18 protein-coding genes are annotated in these 18,488 nt (G+C 72.5%); 10 read left to right on the plus strand and 8 right to left on the minus strand.

The window, feature by feature from the left end; all coding sequences use genetic code 11:
* Positions 1-111 precede the first annotated feature (111 nt).
* Positions 112-519: a DUF6542 domain-containing protein gene (locus B7P34_RS39740; protein ID WP_353620251.1), complete on the plus strand. Its 408-nt coding sequence runs from the start codon at positions 112-114 to the stop codon at positions 517-519.
* Here B7P34_RS39740 and ppgK read toward each other — a convergent pair.
* On the minus strand, positions 410-1,180 hold the full coding sequence (ppgK, locus tag B7P34_RS18475; protein WP_106677872.1) for a polyphosphate--glucose phosphotransferase: 771 nt from the start codon (positions 1,178-1,180) through the stop codon (positions 410-412). The two genes, B7P34_RS39740 and ppgK, sit on opposite strands and share 110 nt — an antisense overlap.
* 70 nt (positions 1,181-1,250) lie before the next feature.
* Positions 1,251-2,243, minus strand: coding sequence for a 4-hydroxy-3-methylbut-2-enyl diphosphate reductase (locus B7P34_RS18480; protein WP_223267981.1), 993 nt, complete (start codon positions 2,241-2,243; stop codon positions 1,251-1,253).
* A gap of 115 nt (positions 2,244-2,358) precedes the next feature.
* Here B7P34_RS18480 and B7P34_RS18485 point away from each other — a divergent pair, with 115 nt between their 5' ends.
* The 4 genes from B7P34_RS18485 (at position 2,359) to B7P34_RS18500 (ending at position 6,208) form a co-directional block, all read left to right on the plus strand.
* Positions 2,359-3,717: an APC family permease gene (locus B7P34_RS18485; protein WP_106677875.1), complete on the plus strand. Its 1,359-nt coding sequence runs from the start codon at positions 2,359-2,361 to the stop codon at positions 3,715-3,717.
* A 219-nt stretch (positions 3,718-3,936) separates the two neighbouring features.
* Positions 3,937-5,181, plus strand: coding sequence for an exodeoxyribonuclease VII large subunit (gene xseA / locus B7P34_RS18490; protein ID WP_106677876.1), 1,245 nt, complete (start codon positions 3,937-3,939; stop codon positions 5,179-5,181).
* A 10-nt stretch (positions 5,182-5,191) separates the two neighbouring features.
* The gene (locus tag B7P34_RS18495) at positions 5,192-5,476 is read left to right on the plus strand and encodes an exodeoxyribonuclease VII small subunit (RefSeq protein ID WP_106677920.1); all 285 of its coding nucleotides are present in this window, start codon (positions 5,192-5,194) and stop codon (positions 5,474-5,476) included.
* Positions 5,477-5,614: 138 nt separating this feature from the next.
* Entirely contained in the window at positions 5,615-6,208 is a 594-nt protein-coding gene (locus B7P34_RS18500) for a malonic semialdehyde reductase (RefSeq protein WP_106677878.1), read from the plus strand.
* 87 nt (positions 6,209-6,295) lie between these two features.
* Here B7P34_RS18500 and B7P34_RS18505 read toward each other — a convergent pair whose 3' ends face one another.
* Positions 6,296-6,853, minus strand: a complete 558-nt coding sequence (locus B7P34_RS18505) for a DUF4245 domain-containing protein (RefSeq protein WP_106677879.1) — start codon at positions 6,851-6,853, stop codon at positions 6,296-6,298.
* Between the two features lie 189 nt (positions 6,854-7,042).
* Here B7P34_RS18505 and glpX point away from each other — a divergent pair, with 189 nt between their 5' ends.
* A complete protein-coding gene (gene glpX / locus B7P34_RS18510; protein ID WP_030367537.1) occupies positions 7,043-8,074 on the plus strand; it encodes a class II fructose-bisphosphatase in 1,032 nt (343 codons plus the stop codon).
* Positions 8,075-8,179: 105 nt separating this feature from the next.
* On the opposite strand, the gene B7P34_RS18515 is transcribed toward glpX, so the two are convergent.
* Together B7P34_RS18515 and B7P34_RS18520 are read right to left on the minus strand one after the other, a co-directional pair.
* Positions 8,180-8,539 (minus strand): WhiB family transcriptional regulator, encoded by a 360-nt coding sequence (locus B7P34_RS18515; protein WP_030367536.1) that lies wholly within the window; start codon positions 8,537-8,539, stop codon positions 8,180-8,182.
* A gap of 227 nt (positions 8,540-8,766) precedes the next feature.
* Positions 8,767-9,456, minus strand: coding sequence for a DUF1707 SHOCT-like domain-containing protein (locus tag B7P34_RS18520; RefSeq protein WP_106677880.1), 690 nt, complete (start codon positions 9,454-9,456; stop codon positions 8,767-8,769).
* A gap of 159 nt (positions 9,457-9,615) precedes the next feature.
* Here B7P34_RS18520 and B7P34_RS18525 point away from each other — a divergent pair, with 159 nt between their 5' ends.
* Entirely contained in the window at positions 9,616-11,280 is a 1,665-nt protein-coding gene (locus B7P34_RS18525) for a fumarate hydratase (protein WP_106677882.1), read from the plus strand.
* A 111-nt stretch (positions 11,281-11,391) separates the two neighbouring features.
* Here B7P34_RS18525 and B7P34_RS18530 read toward each other — a convergent pair whose 3' ends face one another.
* Entirely contained in the window at positions 11,392-12,936 is a 1,545-nt protein-coding gene (locus B7P34_RS18530; protein ID WP_106677883.1) for a ricin-type beta-trefoil lectin domain protein, read from the minus strand.
* 107 nt (positions 12,937-13,043) lie between these two features.
* Between B7P34_RS18530 and B7P34_RS18535 the strand changes: the two genes are divergently transcribed.
* The 3 genes from B7P34_RS18535 to B7P34_RS18545 all read left to right on the plus strand — a co-directional run bounded on the left by B7P34_RS18535 (position 13,044) and on the right by B7P34_RS18545 (position 16,084).
* On the plus strand, positions 13,044-14,438 hold the full coding sequence (locus B7P34_RS18535) for a class II fumarate hydratase (RefSeq protein ID WP_106677885.1): 1,395 nt from the start codon (positions 13,044-13,046) through the stop codon (positions 14,436-14,438).
* Positions 14,439-14,527: 89 nt separating this feature from the next.
* Positions 14,528-15,229 carry a cytidylyl-2-hydroxypropylphosphonate hydrolase gene (fomD, locus tag B7P34_RS18540; RefSeq protein ID WP_106677887.1) on the plus strand — a complete coding sequence of 234 codons (702 nt, stop codon included), beginning with the start codon at positions 14,528-14,530 and terminating at the stop codon, positions 15,227-15,229.
* A gap of 177 nt (positions 15,230-15,406) precedes the next feature.
* The gene (locus tag B7P34_RS18545) at positions 15,407-16,084 is read left to right on the plus strand and encodes a class I SAM-dependent DNA methyltransferase (protein WP_106677889.1); all 678 of its coding nucleotides are present in this window, start codon (positions 15,407-15,409) and stop codon (positions 16,082-16,084) included.
* On the opposite strand, the gene B7P34_RS18550 is transcribed toward B7P34_RS18545, so the two are convergent.
* Both B7P34_RS18550 and B7P34_RS18555 read right to left on the minus strand, forming a co-directional pair.
* On the minus strand, positions 16,065-16,544 hold the full coding sequence (locus B7P34_RS18550; protein ID WP_106677891.1) for an AMP-binding protein: 480 nt from the start codon (positions 16,542-16,544) through the stop codon (positions 16,065-16,067). The two genes, B7P34_RS18545 and B7P34_RS18550, sit on opposite strands and share 20 nt — an antisense overlap.
* A 270-nt stretch (positions 16,545-16,814) precedes the next feature.
* Positions 16,815-18,452, minus strand: coding sequence for an ABC-F family ATP-binding cassette domain-containing protein (locus B7P34_RS18555; protein WP_106677893.1), 1,638 nt, complete (start codon positions 18,450-18,452; stop codon positions 16,815-16,817).
* Positions 18,453-18,488 lie beyond the last annotated feature (36 nt).

An 18,488-nucleotide genomic window follows, 5' to 3' on the forward strand; every position in this document is an offset into this window, starting at 1 on the left:
GGCCTCCGCCGGCCCCGCGGCGGGCCCGCAGACCCGGGGCTGCGGGGCCTGGGGCGGCTGCCCGCGCCCCGGCTGACCGGGCTCGGCAGCGGACTGCTGACCACCGTGTGGATGCTCGGGACCGGCTGGCTGGACTCCCGGGCGGGCGGCTCCCCCGCCTTCTACGGGATCTGCTTCCTGCTGGCGGGCACGGTGTGCGCCCTGTGGGTGCGCCCGGCCGACCTGGCCACCGCGCCCGTCGCCGCCCCCATCGCCTTCGCGGTGGGGGCGGTGCCCTTGGTGGACGCCGGGGGCGGCGCGGGCAGCAGGGTCATGGGCCTGGTCACCCTGCTGTCGCTCAACGCGGGCTGGCTCTACGCGGGCACGCTGCTGACCGCGCTCGTCGCGCTCGGCCGCCGGATCGCGCTCGTCAGACGGCGGAAACAGGCACGGCTGCGCCGGCTGCAGCGGCAGCGGCCATCGCGGCCCCCACGATCCCCGCGTTGTTCTCCAGCTCAGCAGGCACGATCTCGGCGCTGACGCCCTCGATCAGCGGCAGGAACTTGTTCGCCTTGCGGCTCACCCCGCCCCCGATGATGAACAGCTCGGGCGAGAACAGCATCTCCACGTGGGCGAGGTAGCGCTCCACGCGCCGCGCCCAGTGGTGCCACTTCAGGCCCTCCTCCTCCTTGGCGCGGGTCGAGGCGCGGGTCTCCGCGTCGTGGCCCTGCAGCTCCAGGTGGCCCAGCTCGGTGTTGGGCACGAGCCTGCCGTCGCTGAAGACGGCGCTGCCGATGCCGGTGCCGAAGGTCAGCATGATCACGGTGCCCTTGCGGCCCCGGCCGGCGCCGTGGGTCATCTCCGCCAGCCCGGCCGCGTCGGCGTCGTTGATCACCGTGACCGGGACGCCGAGCTGCTCGCCGAGCAGCCAGGCCGCGTCCCAGCCGACCCAGGCCTTGTCGACGTTGGCGGCCGTACGGGTCGTGCCGCCGACGACCACGCCGGGGAACGTCGCCCCGACGGTCCCGGAGGGCCGCCCGAAGTGCTCCACGACCTGCCGGACGCAGGCCGCGACCGCGTCCGGGGTGGCCGGGCGGGGAGTGAGCACCTTGAAGCGCTCCTCGGTGAGCTCGCCCCGCGTCACGTCGACCGGCGCGCCCTTGATGCCCGATCCGCCGATGTCCACGCCGAATACGTTCATGGCCACCACGCTACGGCGTGGTGGCCATGTGCGCAGGGGTGCCCGCGACCGGGTTTCCCGGGCGGCGTCCCTAGGCGGACTCGCCCCCGGCCAGCTTCCCGGCCGCCTCCGCGCGCAGGTCGCGGCGGAGCTCCTTGGGCAAGGAGAAAGTGATGCTCTCCTGGGCGGAGGTGATGGTCTCGACGTCGCCGTAGCCGCGCTGGGCGAGCCACTCCAGGACGCCCTCGACGAGGATCTCGGGGACGGAGGCGCCCGAGGTCACGCCGACCGTGGAGACGCCCTCCAGCCAGGCCTCGTCGATCTCCTCGGCGTAGTCCACGAGGTGCGCGTCCTTGGCGCCGGCGCCCAGGGCGACCTCGACCAGGCGGACGGAGTTCGAGGAGTTCTTCGAGCCGACGACGATCACCAGATCGGCGTCGGCGCCCATCTGCTTGACCGCGGTCTGCCGGTTCTGCGTGGCGTAGCAGATGTCGTCCGACGGCGGGGAGATCAGGTTGGGGAACTTCTGCTGCAGCGCGCCGACGGTCTCCATCGTCTCGTCGACCGAGAGGGTGGTCTGGGAGAGCCAGACGACCTTGTCCGGGTCGCGCACCTCGACGCCCGCCACGTCGCCGGGGCCGTCGACCAGGGTGATGTGGTCGGGCGCCTCGCCGCTGGTGCCGATGACCTCCTCGTGGCCCTCGTGGCCGATCAGGAGGATGTCGTAGTCCTCCTTGGCGAAGCGGACGGCTTCCTTGTGGACCTTGGTGACCAGCGGGCACGTGGCGTCGATGGTGGCGAGCTTGCCGCGCTCGGCCTCCTCGTGGACGACCGGGGCGACGCCGTGCGCGGAGAAGATGACGATGTTGCCCTCGGGCACCTCCGCCGTCTCGTCGACGAAGATCGCGCCCTTCTTCTCCAGGGTCTTCACCACGTATTTGTTGTGGACGATCTCATGACGCACGTAGACGGGGGCGCCGTACTGCTCCAGGGCCTTCTCGACGGCGATCACGGCGCGGTCCACACCCGCGCAGTAGCCACGGGGGGCGGCGAGGAGGACCTTGCGGGCGGTGGGTGCAGTCATGCCGTCCATCGTAAGGGCCCGCGGTGCCGACCGGCGGCGGGCGGCCGGGTGGGGCAGGATGACGGAAGCCGCGATTCCGCCAGTTCCGGACTCCGTCATTTCTAGGGGCAAGCCCATGACCGCACCCGTGACCGCAGCGCCCGGCGGCACCGGCGGAAAGCTCCACCGCACCCTCACCTTCCGCGACCTGGTCGTCTACGGGATGCTCTTCATCGCCCCCATGGCGCCGGTGGGCATCTTCGGCACGCTGGACGCGAAGTCGCACGGGGCGGTGGCGCTGGTCTACGTCGTCGCGACCGTCGCGATGGCCTTCACGGCCTTCTCGTACGCGCAGATGGTGCGGGTCGCCCCGCAGGCCGGCTCGGTCTACACCTACGCGCGCGTGGGCCTGGGCGAGGGCGCCGGGTTCGTCGCGGGCTGGATGGCCCTGCTGGACTACCTCCTGATCCCGGCGGTGGCCTACCTCTTCTCGGGCATCGCGCTGCACGCGCTCGTGCCGTCGGTGTCGCAGTGGGTGTGGACGGCCGTCGCGGTGGCGGTGACGACCGCGCTGAACCTCGCCGGCGTGCGGACGGCCGCCGTCGTCGGCTTCCTGGTGCTGGCGATGGAGGTCGCCGTCCTGGTGGTCTTCGTCGTCTGCGCGATCTTCGCGCTCTCGGACCGCGGGGCGCAGCGGGACTGGCTGTCGCCGCTGACCGGCGAGGCCGGCTTCACCACGGGGGCGGTGGTCGCGGCGGTGTCGGTGGCGGTGCTGTCGTACCTGGGCTTCGACGCGATCGCCGCCTTCGCGGAGGAGGCGGCGGGAGGGTCGGAGCGGGTGGCGCGGGCGGTCCTGACCTGCCTGGTCGTGGCGGGCGTGCTCTTCGTCGTCCAGACCTACCTGGCGGCGCTGCTGGCCCCCATGTCGCCGGCGGAGCTGGCCGCGAAGCCGGCCGCGCAGGGCTCGGCGTTCTACGACACGGTGGACTCGGCCACGGGCCCCTGGCTGCACGACCTGGTGGCGGTCAGCAAGGCCGTCGGGGCGGCGTTCGCGGCGCTGGCCGGGCAGGCCGCGTCGGGGCGGCTGCTGTTCGCGATGGCCCGCGACCGGAGGCTGCCGGGCGTGCTGTCGAAGGTGGACCGGGCGTCGGGCGTCCCGCGCGTCGCCGTGCTGGGGGCGGCGGTGGTCAACCTGCTGGCGGCGGTGTGGGCGGCGCGGCGGGACGACGGGCTGGACCGGCTGGTGTCGGTGGTGGACGTGGGGGCGCTGGTGGCCTTCGCGCTGCTGCACCTGTCGGTGATCGGCTGGTTCGCGGTCCGCGGACGGGGTCGCGAGCTGAGACCCGTACGGCATGTGGTGGTGCCCCTGCTGGGGCTGGCCGTGGTCATCGCGGTCATCGCCAAGGCATCGGCCACGGCCCAGATCGTGGGCGGGCTGTGGCTGGTGGCGGGGCTGGGGGTGCTGGGGGCGGAGGCGCTCCGCGGGGATCGCTAGTGCGGGGCTGAGCGGCTTCCGGCACCGCGGAGCCGCTCCGCGGGGATCGCCAGTGCAGGGCTGAGCGGACTCCGGCACCGCCGGACCGCGCCGCGGTGGTTGCGCGCCGCTGCGGCGGTCTTGAGAGGCCGGGCCTCTCAACCGATGGCCGAAGCGCCGGCGGAATACGCGGCGAACCGGACCCGTACGGTGTCAGCGCCCCCCACTACGCTCGCCCTCATGGCCCTCAACACGTCCCCCGAAGCCCCCGTCCCCGTCGGGCAGGTGTCGCGGCTCATCGGCGGCTGGATCGACCGGCTCGGCGCGGTGTGGGTCGAGGGGCAGATCACGCAGATCTCCCGCCGCCCGGGCGCCGGCGTCGTCTTCCTGACGCTGCGCGACCCGGCGCACGACATCTCGCTGTCCGTCACCTGCTACCGCGCGGTCTTCGACCGGGTGGCCGACATCGTCGCGGAGGGCGCGCGCGTCGTCGTGCACGCCAAGCCGGAGTGGTACGCGCCGCGCGGCCAGCTGTCCCTGCGGGCGGCGGAGATCCGGCCGGTGGGCGTCGGGGAGCTGCTGGCGCGGCTGGAGCAGCTGAAGCGGTCCCTCACCGCGGAGGGCCTGTTCGCGGCGGACCGCAAGCGGCCGCTGCCGTTCCTGCCGCAGCTGATCGGCCTGGTGTGCGGCCGGGCCTCGGCCGCCGAGCGGGACGTCCTGGAGAACGCCCGGCACCGCTGGCCCGCGGTCCGCTTCGAGGTCCGCAACGTGCCCGTGCAGGGCGTCCACGCGGTGCCGCGCGTCATCGAGGCCGTCGAGGAGCTCGACAGGGCCCCGGACGTGGACGTGATCATCGTGGCGCGCGGCGGCGGCAGCGTGGAGGACCTGCTGCCGTTCTCGGACGAGCGCCTGGTCCGCTCCGTGGCCGCGTGCCGCACCCCGGTGGTGTCGGCGATCGGCCACGAGCCGGACTCGCCGCTGCTGGACCTGGTCGCCGACCTGCGTGCGTCGACGCCGACGGACGCGGCGAAGCGCGTCGTGCCGGACGTCGGCGAGGAGCTGGCCCGCGTCCGCCAGCTGCGCGAGCGGGCCCTGCGCTGCGTCACGGCGCACCTGGACCGCGAGGAGCGCGGCCTGGCGTCCGTACGGGCCCGGCCGTGCGTGCAGCGCCCGCAGCGGATGGTGGAGGAGCGCGAGGCCCACGTCGAGGCGCTCACCGACCGGGCCCGCCGCACCCTGGGCCACCTGCTGGACCGCGCGGACTCGGAGCTGTCGCACACGCACGCGCGCGTGGTGGCCCTCTCCCCGGCGGCGACGCTGCGCCGGGGCTACGCCGTGCTGCAGCACGCGGACGGCTCGGTGGTGCGGGCCGCGGCGGAGGTGAGCGCGGACGAGGAGCTGCGGGCCCGGGTCGCGGAGGGCGAGTTCACGGTGCGGCCGGTCACCGGCTCCGCCGCGGGGCCCGCTGTCGGACCCCCCGCATAGGCTGGTGGCCATGGCGACGACAACGGATGCGGCGACGAATGCGCTGGGGTACGAGCAGGCTCGCGACGAGCTGATCGAGGTCGTGCGCCGCCTGGAGGCGGGCGGCACGACGCTGGAGGAGTCGCTGGCCCTGTGGGAGCGGGGCGAGGAGCTGTCGAGGGTGTGCCGGCGCTGGCTGGAGGGCGCGCGGGCCCGGCTGGACGCGGCGCTGGCCTCGGAGGAATCAGAAGAGGCAGCAGAGGCGGCGGCGGAAGCGGCCGGGGGCGGCTCGGAGGGCTCCGAAGAGCAGGCCTGACCAGGCCTTACGTCATCACGGGCGGAGAGGCCCGGCGACCCCCGGCCGCCACTTGTTGAAGTTTCAGTTGAATTTTCATCCACTTGTCGTACAGTGGGGAGCGCAAGCCTCCCCGTTTCACACGCAAGTAGGTGCCCCATGTCCCTCGCCCTCGACTCCGCCGCTCAGGACCTGCTCTTCCGCGAGGCCCACACGGCCGGCGCCTTCTCCGCCGAGCCGGTGACCGACGAGCAGATCCAGGCGATCTACGACCTGGTGAAGTACGCCCCCACCGCGTTCAACCAGTCGCCGCTGCGCATCGTGCTGATCCGCTCCGAGGAGGCCCGCGAGCGCCTCGCGCCCCTCATGGCCGAGGGCAACCGCGACAAGACCGTGAAGGCCCCGCTCGTCGCGATCCTCGCCACGGACAACGAGTTCCACGAGGAGCTGCCGACGCTGTTCCCGGCCTTCCCGCAGGCCAAGGACGTGTTCTTCGCGGAGCGCCCCGTCCGCGAGAAGTCCGCCGCGGCCAACGGCGCGCTGCAGGCCGGCTACTTCATCCTGGGCATCCGCGCGGCCGGCCTGGCCGCCGGCCCGATGACCGGCTTCGACTTCGCGGGCGTCCAGAAGGAGTTCCTGGACGACGACCACACGCCGCTGATGATCGTCAACATCGGCAAGCCGGCCGAGGAGGGCGCCTACCGCCCGCGCTCGCCGCGCCTGTCCTACGAGCAGGTCGTCACCACCGTCTGAGCCCCGCGCCCAGCCCCGCGCTCAGCCCTGCACCCGGTCCCGCGCCCAGTCCGGCGCGGGACACCGGCAGCACCCGGCCGTCGCGCTCTAGCCGTTCCCGGCGCCCTTCACGGCGCCCTTCTCGGCCTTGAGCGCGGCGGCCATCTGCATGAGCCGCTCGTGGGAGGCGGTCCCGGTGACGACCGTGGTCACGCCCTTCTCCTCCCGCACCAGCGCGTTGTACTTCCCGCCCTCGTACTGCCGCCACGTGGCATCGCCGACGCGCTGCGTCTTCGGCGTCTTCACCGCGCGCTGACTCGCGTCGTCGATGAAGGCCCCGGGCGGCCCGTCGCTCTGCTCCACGGCCACGTACTCGGTGTCCGGGTCGAGGAAGCCCAGGTGCCAGACGGAACCCTCCTTGCCGCCCGCCTTGTACGAGACGGAGGTGGCGCGCCAGTCGCCGCCGAGCCCGGCGGGGGCCGCGACCGGGTACGGCGCCGCGCGCCGTGCCGTGTCGAGCTCGACCCGGTAGTCGACGGTGCGCACCGGGTCCTTGTTCTCGTCGTGCGGGATGAAGACATAGCTGACGAAGGCCACGGGGATCACCGCCGCCATCGCGAGCATCATGTTCCGTACGGTCTGCGCCTTGGGATTCCTACCTGCCACGCCCCCATCGTCCCCCATGGCCGGCCCGATCTTCCGGCGGCCCCTCCGGGAGCCTTGACGCCGCTCATGCGTGGGGCCCCCTGCTCACTCTCGCAGTGAGCAGATAAAGTCATCAGCACCCTCACCTTCTGCCCCTTTCGGGGGAGAGGGGTCCCTGCGGCCGTCGCCGTACAGAAAGGTTGCGCTCCGATGACCGAGCATCATCTGCCGTCCCAGCTCGAGGTCAGCCCCGAGGCCCCCGACCGCAACCTCGCCCTGGAGCTCGTCCGGGTCACCGAAGCAGGCGCCATGGCATCGGGCCGCTGGGTCGGCCGGGGTGACAAGAACGGCGCGGACGGTGCCGCGGTCAAGGCCATGCGCGCGCTCATCGGCACCGTGTCGATGAACGGCGTCGTCGTCATCGGCGAGGGCGAGAAGGACAACGCCCCCATGCTCTACAACGGCGAGCGCGTGGGCGACGGCACCGGTGCGGAGTGCGACGTCGCCGTCGACCCGGTGGACGGCACGACCCTCACCGCCAAGGGCATGGCCAACGCCGTGTCCGTGATGGCCGTCGCCGACCGCGGCACCATGTTCGACCCGTCCGCGGTGTTCTACATGGACAAGCTGGTCACCGGCCCCGAGGCGGCCGACTTCGTCGACATCACCGCGCCGGTCGCGGTCAACATCCGCCGGATCGCCAAGGCGAAGCACTCCTCGCCCGAGGACGTCACCGTCGTCGTCCTGGACCGGCCCCGCCACGACGGCCTGGTCAAGGAGATCCGCGAGGCGGGCGCCCGCATCAAGTTCATCGCCGACGGCGACGTCGCCGGCGCGATCATGGCGGCCCGCGAGGGCACCGGCGTGGACCTGCTGCTGGGCATCGGCGGCACGCCGGAGGGCATCATCGCGGCCTGCGCGATGAAGTGCATGGGCGGCACCATCCAGGCCCGGCTGTGGCCGAAGGACGACGAGGAGCGGCAGCGCGCGATCGACGCGGGCCATGACCTCGACCGCGTCCTGGAGACGAACGACCTCGTCAGCGGCGAGAACGTGTTCTTCGTGGCGACCGGCATCACCGACGGCGAGCTGCTGCGCGGGGTGCGGTACCGCGCGGAGACGGCGACGACGCAGTCGCTGGTGATGCGGTCGAAGTCGGGCACGATCCGGCAGATCGACTCCACGCACCGCCTTTCGAAGCTTCGCGCTTACAGCACGGTGGACTTCGAGCGTCCCAGCTGACGCCCCGCGGGCGGCCCGCTCCGCCCCGTGCCCTCGATCGCCGGGCAGGCTCAATCCTGAGCCTGCCCGGCGATCGAGGACGTCAGCCCCCGCAGATCACGGAATTCAGCCCGCGGCAGCGACCCGCGTGGCGCGCGCCAGCTCCGCCTCGCGGCGGCGCCGGCGGGCCAGCACCACCCGGCGCTCGGCGGCGGTCAGACCGCCCCACACCCCGTAAGGCTCCGGCTGCAGCAAGGCGTGCTCGCGGCACTCGACCATCACGGGGCATCGCGCGCACACGCGCTTGGCCGCCTCTTCACGCGACAAGCGGGCAGCCGTCGGCTCCTTGGATGGTGCGAAGAAGAGCCCGGCTTCATCCCGGCGGCACACCGCCTCCGAATGCCAGGGGCCGGCCTGATCCCGCGCGGACGAAATCCGCGGGGACGGTACGGCGGCTTCCTGCAGGGGCTGATGCGGTAGCAGCACGGTCTACTCCTGACGACGGCTTTTGCTTGGCCGGTTGAGTCACCCTTGCCCGCCTCCACTGCGCACGGCCATTCGCACCGGCAGCCGTACGAGAGACGATGCACCAAGCTTTACCCGCTGTGCGCGTGCTTATTCACACCGTTGCCATGAGCGGAACGCGGTAACCCGCAGTAAGTTTCCGGCAACAGGCCGCGCGGGGCTCCTGAGGGCCGCCGCGCGGACCGCCATCAGCCGCCCGCGCGAAGGTTCTTGAGCCGCTTGCCCCGCTTCGGCTTCGCGTCCACGCCGCCGAAGACCGCGAATCCGGTGAGGGAGACGACGGGTGCGTCGGGGTCCGGCGCCTCGACCGTCTTCACGTCGAAGCCGCCGAAGATCCCGGTGCCCGTGGAGCGCAGGGTCACGTTCTCCGGGACCCTGATCTCGATGCCGCCGAAGACGGCGGTGGCGTTGATGACGATCTCCTGCTGCTCGAAGACCGCCTCGGTCAGGTCGATCTCGATCCCGCCGAAGAGCGCGAACGCGTTCGTGCGCCGGCTCACCCGCCAGCGCCCCTTGCGCGTCGCGCCGCCGAAGACCGCCACGAGGTTCTCCGCGGGGGCCGCGCCGGGGGAGTACGCCGAGGCCTCGTAGGGGCGCGCGGGCGCCGCCGGCTCGGCCCGGCCGGCCTGCGGCAGGTCGCTCACCAGCGGCTCCAGCTCGCCGAGCGTCTTGGCGCGGTAGACCTCGCCGATCCGCTCGGAGTGCTCCTCGGCGGTGATCCGCCCCTCCGCCATGGCGTTGCGCAGGATGTCCGCGAACCGGTCGCGGTCGGCGTCGGAGGCGCGCAGCGCGGGCGGCGCGGGGGCCGGAGCGGATCCGGGCGCGCCCTGCTGGGGGCGCTTCTCAAGGGAGTGCTTTTCGAACGATGGCTCTTCCACGGCAAGCAGAGTAGCCAATCGCGATAGATCGCGATAGGGGCGGGTGCCGCGCGGGTGAGCCTTACCTCACAAGACCGCTCCCCCGCGCGCGGCCTACGCTGGTAGACGCTGTCGAGGACGCCAGCCACCACTGCCTGCCGAGTGAGGAACTTGCCGCACATGTCTGCCTCTGAGTTCGCCTATACGGACCTCCTGCCCCTGGGCGAGGACACCACTCCGTACCGCCTGGTCACCTCCGAGGGCGTGTCGACCTTCGAGGCCGACGGCCGCACCTTCCTCAAGGTGGAGCCCGAGGCGCTGCGCAAGCTGGCCGCCGAGGCGATGCACGACATCTCGCACTACCTGCGCCCCGCCCACCTCGCGCAGCTGCGGAAGATCCTCGACGACCCCGAGGCGTCCCCGAACGACCGCTTCGTCGCCCTCGACCTGCTGAAGAACGCCAACATCGCGGCCGCCGGCGTGCTCCCGATGTGCCAGGACACCGGCACGGCCATCGTCATGGGCAAGCGCGGCCAGAACGTGCTGACCGGGGGCGAGGACGAGAAGGCCCTCTCGCACGGCATCTTCGACGCCTACACCGAGCTCAACCTGCGCTACTCGCAGATGGCCCCGCTGACCATGTGGGACGAGAAGAACACCGGCTCCAACCTGCCCGCGCAGATCGAGCTGTACGCGACCGACGGCGGCGCCTACAAGTTCCTGTTCATGGCCAAGGGCGGCGGCTCGGCCAACAAGTCCTTCCTCTTCCAGGAGACGAAGGCCGTGCTCAACGAGGCGAGCATGATGAAGTTCCTGGAGGAGAAGATCCGCTCGCTCGGCACGGCCGCCTGCCCGCCGTACCACCTGGCCATCGTCGTCGGCGGCACCTCGGCCGAGTACGCGCTCAAGACCGCCAAGTACGCCTCCGCGCACTACCTGGACGAGCTGCCGGAGGAGGGCTCCCCGCTCGGCCACGGCTTCCGCGACAAGGAGCTGGAGGACAAGGTCTTCGAGCTGACGCAGAAGATCGGCATCGGCGCCCAGTTCGGCGGCAAGTACTTCTGCCACGACGTGCGCGTCGTCCGCCTCCCGCGCCACGGCGCGTCCTGCCCGGTCGCCATCGCCGTCTCCTGCTCCGCCGACCGCCAGGCGCTCGCGAAGATCACGCCCGAGGGCGTCTTCCTGGAGCAGCTGGAGACGGACCCGGCGCGCTTCCTCCCGGAGACCACCGACGAGCACCTGGAGTCGGAGGGCGACGTCGTCCGCATCGACCTCAACCGCCCCATGGACGAGATCCTCGCGGAGCTGACCAAGTACCCCGTGAAGACCCGGCTCTCGCTGACCGGACCGCTCGTCGTGGCCCGCGACATCGCACATGCGAAGATCAAGGAGCGGCTGGACGCGGGCGAGGAGATGCCCCAGTACCTCAAGGACCACCCGGTCTACTACGCCGGCCCGGCCAAGACCCCCGAGGGCTACGCGTCCGGTTCCTTCGGCCCGACGACGGCCGGCCGCATGGACTCCTACGTCGAGCAGTTCCAGGCCGCGGGCGGCTCCAAGGTGATGCTCGCCAAGGGCAACCGCAGCAAGCAGGTCACCGACGCGTGCGGCAGCCACGGCGGCTTCTACCTCGGCTCGATCGGCGGCCCGGCGGCCCGCCTCGCGCAGGACTGCATCAAGAAGGTCGAGGTCCTGGAGTACGAGGAGCTCGGCATGGAGGCGGTCTGGAAGATCGAGGTCGAGGACTTCCCGGCGTTCATCGTCGTGGACGACAAGGGCAACGACTTCTTCGTCGACCCGGCCCCGGCACCGACGTTCACGTCCATTCCGGTGCGGAGTTCCTGACGCCGACGGCCGGCTGTGGCTGATCGCGCCCGCGCGGCGGAGCCGCAGATCGACACTTCCCCGCGCCCCTTAAGGGGCGCGGGGAACTGCGCGAACGGCCCCGTCGGAGCGTCAGACGAAACGCTGCCCCGCCGACCCGTCGCACCTCTGCAGCCGTACGGGGTCCTTCGCCGACGCCAGCGTCAGGCACAGGTCCTGCGCGGCCTCGGGCCGGTACCCGTCACCGCTGCGCGTGAAGCGCTGGTTGCCACCCCCGTGGCAGTCCCACAACACCACGGCCGTCCCCGCCGCGTACTTCCCGCCGGGAACGTCCACGCACCGGTCGTGCGACAGCGCCGTCCGCAACGCCTTCGTCCCGGAGTCGTACGCCCACTCCTGGTTCCGGTTGCCCGTGCAGTCCCACCCGCCGACGGTGGTCCCGTTGCGGCTGCTCGCCGCGTAGGCGTCGACGCACGTGCCCGTGGCCTCGTTCTTCAGGGGCCGGAAGGCGTCGTCCCACGCGCCCTTGGTCAGGACGGGCGTGCCCGTGCTCGCGGGGTCGGCGCAGCCGGCCTCCTGCCAGCCGGTGCGGTAGAGCTGGGTCAGGCAGGACGCGAACGCGCCGTGGCCGCGCTGGTTGGGGTGGAAGGACTGCCGGACGGAGTTCTCGTTCGGCGGGAAGGGGTTGGTCACGTCGACGTAGAGCCCGCGGGCCCAGGTGTTGTCGGTGCACACCTCGTGGCCGTGGAAGAGGCGGGAGTTGTCGAGGTAGAGGGCTCCGGTGTCGCGGGCGGCCCTGCGCATGCCGCGCTCGAAGGCGGGCACGGCGGCGTTGCGGCCCCAGGCGGCGTCGGAGGTGTAGCCGACGCAGCCGCCGGGGAGCTTGCCGGGGAAGGACGGGTTGTCCTCGAAGTCGGGGCCGATGGGGCTCGGGTAGCCCATGAGGACGAGTTTGTAGTCGCCGTCGGCGTATCCGGCGTCCTTCATGACGGTGCGCAGGTCCCGTACGGTCTGCTCGACCTTGGGCACGAGGCCGTCGACGCGGGCCTGCCAGCCGGGGGCGTACTTGGGCTCGCAGGGGCCCTGCAGGGTCAGGTAGCGGGTGACGCAGTCGGTGATGACGGGCCCGAACTGCAGGTCGTCGTTGGCGCCGGCGACGAGCAGGACCAGCTTCACGCGGGTGTTGCGGGCCTTGATCGCGAGGCTGTCGCTCTGGACGAGCTCGTCCGCGTACTGCTTGGAGCCGCCGATGCGGATGTTACCCGTGTAGGCCCCGGAGCAGGCGACGTTGTAGGTGACGTCCGCGGGGATGCCGGTGCGGTGGATGGCCGCGTCGGGCGAGCGGTGGCACCAGTTGTCCGGGCCGTTGGTGCCCGGCTCGTAGGTGCCGACGCCCTCGCCGGAGATCTCGCTGTCGCCGAGCGAGAGCAGCGAGGACTTGCGCTCCTCCAGGGGCCGCACGGCGGCGTCGCCGTAGAGCTTGACGGCCTCGGCGGCGCGGATCTTCTCCAGCTCTGGCGGGAGGGGCGCCGCGGCGGCGGTGCGGGTCGCGGGGTGGGGTGCGTGCGGCGCGTGGGCCGCGTGGGCTGCCGGCCCGGCGACAGCGAGGCCGCCGAACGCCGCGGCGAACGCGGCGACGGCGGCGAGTGAACAGCGCAGGGTGGGTCTGCGTGTCATGGTGCCTCCCCGATTTCAGTTGTTACCCGCGGTATTTACTAGGCGGTAGTGCTTTTTGGGAACACCGTGAACCGGACAAACGCTTGGTGTGTCAGGAGGTAGTGACGATGACCGATGGTGAGCAGTACCGGGTCGAGCACGACTCGATGGGCGAGGTCCGGGTCCCGGCGGACGCCAAGTGGCGGGCCCAGACCCAGCGCGCGGTGGAGAACTTCCCCGTCAGCGGGCAGCGGCTGGAGCGGGCGCACATCGAGGCGCTGGCCCGGATCAAGGCCGCCGCGGCCAGGGTCAACGCCGAGCTCGGCGTGGTCGGCAAGGACGTGGCCGAGGCGATCGAGTCCGCGGCGGGCGAGGTCGCCGAGGGGCGCTGGGACGACCACTTCCCCGTGGACGTCTTCCAGACCGGCTCCGGCACGTCCTCCAACATGAACGCCAACGAGGTCATCGCCACCCTGGCGAGCGAGCGCCTGGGCAGCCCGGTGCACCCCAACGACCACGTGAACGCGTCGCAGAGCTCCAACGACGTCTTCCCGTCCAGCATTCACATCGCGGCGACGGCCGCCGTCACCGGCGACCTGATCCCCGCGCTGGAGCACCTCGCCGCGGCCCTGGAGCGCAAGGCGGAGGAGTTCGCCGAGGTCGTCAAGTCCGGTCGCACGCACCTGATGGACGCCACGCCGGTGACGCTGGGCCAGGAGTTCGGCGGCTATGCGGCGCAGGTCCGCTACGGCGTCGAGCGGCTGCGCGCCTCCCTGCCGCGCCTGGCCGAACTCCCCCTGGGCGGCACGGCGGTCGGCACCGGCATCAACACGCCGCCCGGCTTCTCCGGCGCCGTCATCGCCGAGGTCGCCCGCACGACCGGGCTGCCGCTGACCGAGGCCCGGAACCACTTCGAGGCGCAGGGCGCGCGCGACGGCCTGGTGGAGACCAGCGGTCAGCTGCGCACGATCGCCGTCGGCCTCACCAAGATCGCCAATGATCTGCGCTGGATGGGCTCGGGCCCGCGGGCCGGCCTCGCCGAGATCAGCCTGCCCGACCTGCAGCCCGGCTCCTCGATCATGCCGGGCAAGGTCAACCCGGTCATCTGCGAGGCCGTGCTGATGGTGGCCGCCCAGGTCACCGGCAACGACGCGACCGTCGCGACCGCGGGCGCCGCCGGGAACTTCGAGCTCAACGTGATGCTCCCGGTGATGGCGAAGAACGTCCTGGAGTCGGTGCGGCTGCTCGCCAACGTCTCCCGGCTGCTGGCCGACCGCACGGTCGACGGCATCACCGCGAACGTGGAGCGCGCCCGCGAGTACGCGGAGTCGTCCCCGTCCGTCGTCACGCCCCTCAACCGCTACATCGGCTACGAGGAGGCGGCGAAGGTGGCGAAGAAGTCCCTTGCGGAGCGGAAGACGATCCGCCAGGTCGTCCTCGAAGCGGGTTATGTCGAGCGGGGGCTGCTGACGCTGGAGCAGCTGGACGAGGCGCTGGACGTGCTGCGGATGACGCGTCCGTAGGGACGCCCCGGGCACGCGTCCGCCGGTAACCGTGGTCCGTGCGGCACACATCACGGCGCGCCCTCACCACCGCCACCTAGGATCTCCGCATGACAGCGGATGCGGACGCGGAGACGGTCGGGACGGCAGGCGCGGGCGAAGGCGCACCCTCCTGGGCGCCGGGGGAGCAGATCCTCTGGCGCTACCGGGGCAATGCCACCGACCGCGTCCACATCTGCCGCCCCGTCACCGTCGTGCAGGACACCGCCGACCTGCTCGCCGTCTGGGTCGCGCCGGGCACCGCGTGCGTGCGGCCGCTGCTCGCCGACGGCACCCCGGTGCACCAGGAGCCGCTCGCCACGCGCTACACCAAGCCCCGCACCACGCAGGTCGCCGCGTGGTCCGGCACCGGGGTGCTGAAGCTCGCCCGGCCCGGCGAGCCGTGGTCGGTCTGGCTGTTCTGGGACCGTGACTGGCGCTTCAAGAACTGGTACGTGAACCTCGAGGAGCCGCTGGCCCGCTGGGCGGGCGGCGTGGACTCCGAGGACCACTTCCTCGACATCGCCGTCTACCCGGACCGCAGCTGGCAGTGGAAGGACGAGGACGAGTTCGCGCAGGCGCAGCAGGCGGGCCTGATGTCCGCCGGGCAGGCCGAGCGGGTGCGCGCCGCCGGCCGGGCCGCGGTCGAGCGGATCGAGGCCTGGGCCGCGCCGTTCGCCGCGGGCTGGGAGGACTGGCGGCCCGACCCGGCCTGGCCCGTACCCGCCCTGCCGGCCGACTGGGACCGTTCCCCGGCCCGGATCCGGGCATGATCCGCGCGGATTCGACGGCAAGGCGGCCAACCGCTTGGCACCGGCCCGCCGGGCAACCGTAGGATCGGCCTCCGCGGTACTGCACAGCAGCACGGCACGAGCACGGCACGAACAGAGCACGGCATGTGACGCTTGTTCAGGGAAATGCGGCCAACGGTCACAGGGAGGGCGGGCGCCGTGAGCGGTGACGAGAACCGGCGGGACTACGACGGCTACGCCCGCCCGGGGCTGGACCGGAGCGGGCAGGCGGAGGCGTTCGACGCGATCGGCCACCGCTACGACGAGGCCTTCCCGCACAAGGAGGGCCAGCTCGGCGCGGGCGCCTGGCTCGCGGCGGCCCTGCCGCCCGGCTCCCGCGTCCTCGACCTCGGCTGCGGCACCGGGCTGCCGACCGCGCGGCAACTGACCGACGCGGGCCACCACGTCGTGGGCGTCGACCTCTCGCCCGGCATGCTGGAGCTGGCCCGCGGCAACGTCCCCAAGGCCGAGTTCCACCTGGAGGACCTGGCGGAGCTGCGGGACGGCCGCCTCGGCACCTTCGACGGCGTGGCCGCGTTCTTCTCGCTGCTGATGCTGCCCCGCGCGGAGATCCCGCACGCGCTGCGGATGCTCCACGCGCTGCTGAGACCCGGCGGGTTGCTCGCCCTGTCGATGGTCGAGGCCGATGTGGACGACTACGCGATCCCGTTCCTGGGCAACACGATCCGGGTATCCGGATACCTGCGGGACGAACTGCGCCAGGTCGTGCGCGAAGCGGGTTTCGAAGTCGCCGGGGAGAACTCGCTGGCGTACGCCCCGGCGAGTACGGACGTGCCACCCGAGATCCAGCTCTTCCTCAATCTGCGACGCGCCTGACCCACGGTGCACCCGCGCGAGCGGGCGCACGGTCCCGACGGATGGAACCCCACGCGTGACGGAGCACACCGACTCCCACGGAAACCAGCGGATCGCCGCGGTGCGGCAGGCCGCCGTGCCCGCCGCCGCCTCTGCCCCGGATCCGGAATCCAGTCGTCCGCGACCGGCGGCCGGGCCCGGGCCGCAGGGCGTGCCGCCCCAGCGGCGCGAGGACGCCCACGCGGTCGCCGGGGCCGATGCCGGCGCGGTGCAGGAACGCGGCGCGGCGGGCGGTCTCGTCGCACAGGGCCCGGTAGGTGAGGACCTCCCCGGCGGCGTCGAGGGCGGGGGCGCCGGGGTGGCGCGCCGCGGTGGCGTCGAGGATGTCGAGCAGGGTGCGCGGCGGTGCCGGCGGGGCGCCGCCGTACAGCGCCCGGGTTCTGTGCGGGGTGCCGGGTACGGAGACGGTGGGGTGGGACATCGGGGCGGCCTCACTTGATGCCGTGGTGCGGTTGTGGTGCGGGCGTCCTTCGGACGTCCGCACCCACAGACGGCGGGTCGCGTGAAACCGGTTCGTATCCCGGTGCCAACATTCCGTAAATCGAACAGAGTCCGTACGGCCTCAAGAAACCGTGATGTCCCGCCTGCCGCAGGGCTTTTGCGGGCGGCAGGTCAGCCGGGACGGCCGTGCTTCTTGGGAAAGGTTTGGCCTATACCTGGGATTGTTTTCGGACACTCGGGAGCGGCGGTGTCAGAGCTCCGTAAGCCGTCCCTGTGAAACCTCTATGCGGCGGGTCGTGTGGACCGCTTCCAGCATCCGGCGGTCGTGCGTGACCAGGAGCAGCGTGCCGTCGTACGAGGCGAGGGCCGACTCCAGCTGCTCGATGGCCGGCAGGTCGAGGTGGTTGGTGGGCTCGTCCAGGACCAGGAGGTTCACGCCGCGGGCCTGGAGCAGGGCCAGTGCCGAGCGCGTCCGCTCCCCCGGAGAGAGGGTGGCGGCCGGGCGCAGCACGTGGTCGGCCTTCAGGCCGAACTTCGCCAGCAGGGTGCGCACGTCGGCGGGGGCGAGCTCGGGGACGGCCGCGCCGAAGGCCTCCAGGAGCGTCTCCGTGCCGAAGAACAGGGCGCGCGCCTGGTCGACCTCGCCGACGACGACGCCCGGGCCGAGCGCGGCGTGCCCGGCGTCCAGCGGCAGCCGGCCCAGCAGCGCGGCGAGGAGCGTGGACTTACCGGAGCCGTTGGCGCCGGTGACGGCGATCCGGTCGGCCCAGTCGACCTGGAGGTCGGCGGGGCCGAAGACGAAGGAGCCGCGGCGCACCTCGGCGCCGCGCAGGGTGGCCACGACCGCGCCGGAGCGCGGGGCCGCGGCGATCTCCATGCGCAGCTCCCACTCCTTGCGGGGCTCCTCGACGACCTCCAGCCGCTCGATGAGCCGCTCGGTCTGCCGGGCCTTGGCGGCCTGCTTCTCGGTGGCCTCGCTGCGGAACTTGCGGCCGATCTTGTCGTTGTCGGTGGCCTTGCGGCGGGCGTTCTTGACGCCCTTCTCCATCCAGTTGCGCTGGGTGCGGGCGCGCGCCTCCAGCCCGGCCCGGGTGCCGGCGTACTCCTCGTAGGCTTCGCGGGCGTGCCGGCGGACGGTCTCGCGCTCCTCCAGGTAGGCGGCGTAGCCGCCGCCGTAGAGCCGGATCTCCTGCTGGGCGAGGTCGAGCTCCAGGACCTTCGTCACGGTGCGGGTGAGGAACTCGCGGTCGTGGCTGACGACGACGGTGCCGGCGCGGAGCCCGGTGACGAAGGACTCCAGGCGGGCCAGCCCGTCGAGGTCGAGGTCGTTGGTGGGCTCGTCCAGGAGGAAGACGTCGTAGCGGCTGAGCAGCAGGGAGGCGAGGCCGGCGCGGGCGGCCTGTCCTCCGGAGAGGCTGGTCATGGGGCGGTCGAGGCCCACGGCGAGGCCGAGGGAGGCGGCGACCTCCTCGGCGCGCTCCTCCAGGTCGGCGCCGCCCAGCCCGAGCCAGCGGTCCAGGCTCGCGGCGTACGCGTCGTCGGCGCCGGGGGCGCCCTCCACGAGCGCCTGGGTGGCGGCGTCGAGCTCGGCCTGGGCCTGCGCGACGCCGGTCCGGCGGGCCAGGAAGGCCCGCACGCTCTCGCCGGGCCGCCGGTCCGGCTCCTGCGGCAGGTGTCCGACGGTGGCGGTCGGCGGGCTGAGGGAGATCCCGCCCTCCTCGGCCCGGCCCAGCCCCGCGAGGAGCCGGAGCAGGGTCGACTTCCCCGCGCCGTTGGCCCCGACGAGGCCGATGACGTCACCGGGCGCGACGACGAGGTCGAGCCCGGAGAAGAGGGTGCGGTCGCCGTGTCCGGCGGCCAGGTTCTTGGCGACGAGGGTGGCACTCATATCCCGTCGACTCTAACCGGCGGCGCGGGTGCTTCC

This window comes from Streptosporangium nondiastaticum, assembly GCF_003011965.1.
GTDB classification, from domain to species: Bacteria; Actinomycetota; Actinomycetes; order Streptomycetales; family Streptomycetaceae; genus Streptomyces; species Streptomyces nondiastaticus.

Bases quoted from the DNA above. Each gene is read 5' to 3' on its own strand.
- B7P34_RS39740 (WP_353620251.1), top strand. From the start codon at position 112: ATGCTCGGGACCGGCTGGCTGGACTCCCGGGCGGGCGGCTCCCCCGCC.
- ppgK (WP_106677872.1), bottom strand. From the start codon at position 1,180: ATGAACGTATTCGGCGTGGACATCGGCGGATCGGGCATCAAGGGCGCG.
- B7P34_RS18480 (WP_223267981.1), bottom strand. From the start codon at position 2,243: ATGACTGCACCCACCGCCCGCAAGGTCCTCCTCGCCGCCCCCCGTGGC.
- B7P34_RS18485 (WP_106677875.1), top strand. From the start codon at position 2,359: ATGACCGCACCCGTGACCGCAGCGCCCGGCGGCACCGGCGGAAAGCTC.
- xseA (WP_106677876.1), top strand. From the start codon at position 3,937: ATGGCCCTCAACACGTCCCCCGAAGCCCCCGTCCCCGTCGGGCAGGTG.
- B7P34_RS18495 (WP_106677920.1), top strand. From the start codon at position 5,192: ATGGCGACGACAACGGATGCGGCGACGAATGCGCTGGGGTACGAGCAG.
- B7P34_RS18500 (WP_106677878.1), top strand. From the start codon at position 5,615: ATGTCCCTCGCCCTCGACTCCGCCGCTCAGGACCTGCTCTTCCGCGAG.
- glpX (WP_030367537.1), top strand. From the start codon at position 7,043: ATGACCGAGCATCATCTGCCGTCCCAGCTCGAGGTCAGCCCCGAGGCC.
- B7P34_RS18525 (WP_106677882.1), top strand. From the start codon at position 9,616: ATGTCTGCCTCTGAGTTCGCCTATACGGACCTCCTGCCCCTGGGCGAG.
- B7P34_RS18530 (WP_106677883.1), bottom strand. From the start codon at position 12,936: ATGACACGCAGACCCACCCTGCGCTGTTCACTCGCCGCCGTCGCCGCG.
- B7P34_RS18535 (WP_106677885.1), top strand. From the start codon at position 13,044: ATGACCGATGGTGAGCAGTACCGGGTCGAGCACGACTCGATGGGCGAG.
- fomD (WP_106677887.1), top strand. From the start codon at position 14,528: ATGACAGCGGATGCGGACGCGGAGACGGTCGGGACGGCAGGCGCGGGC.
- B7P34_RS18550 (WP_106677891.1), bottom strand. From the start codon at position 16,544: ATGTCCCACCCCACCGTCTCCGTACCCGGCACCCCGCACAGAACCCGG.
- B7P34_RS18555 (WP_106677893.1), bottom strand. From the start codon at position 18,452: ATGAGTGCCACCCTCGTCGCCAAGAACCTGGCCGCCGGACACGGCGAC.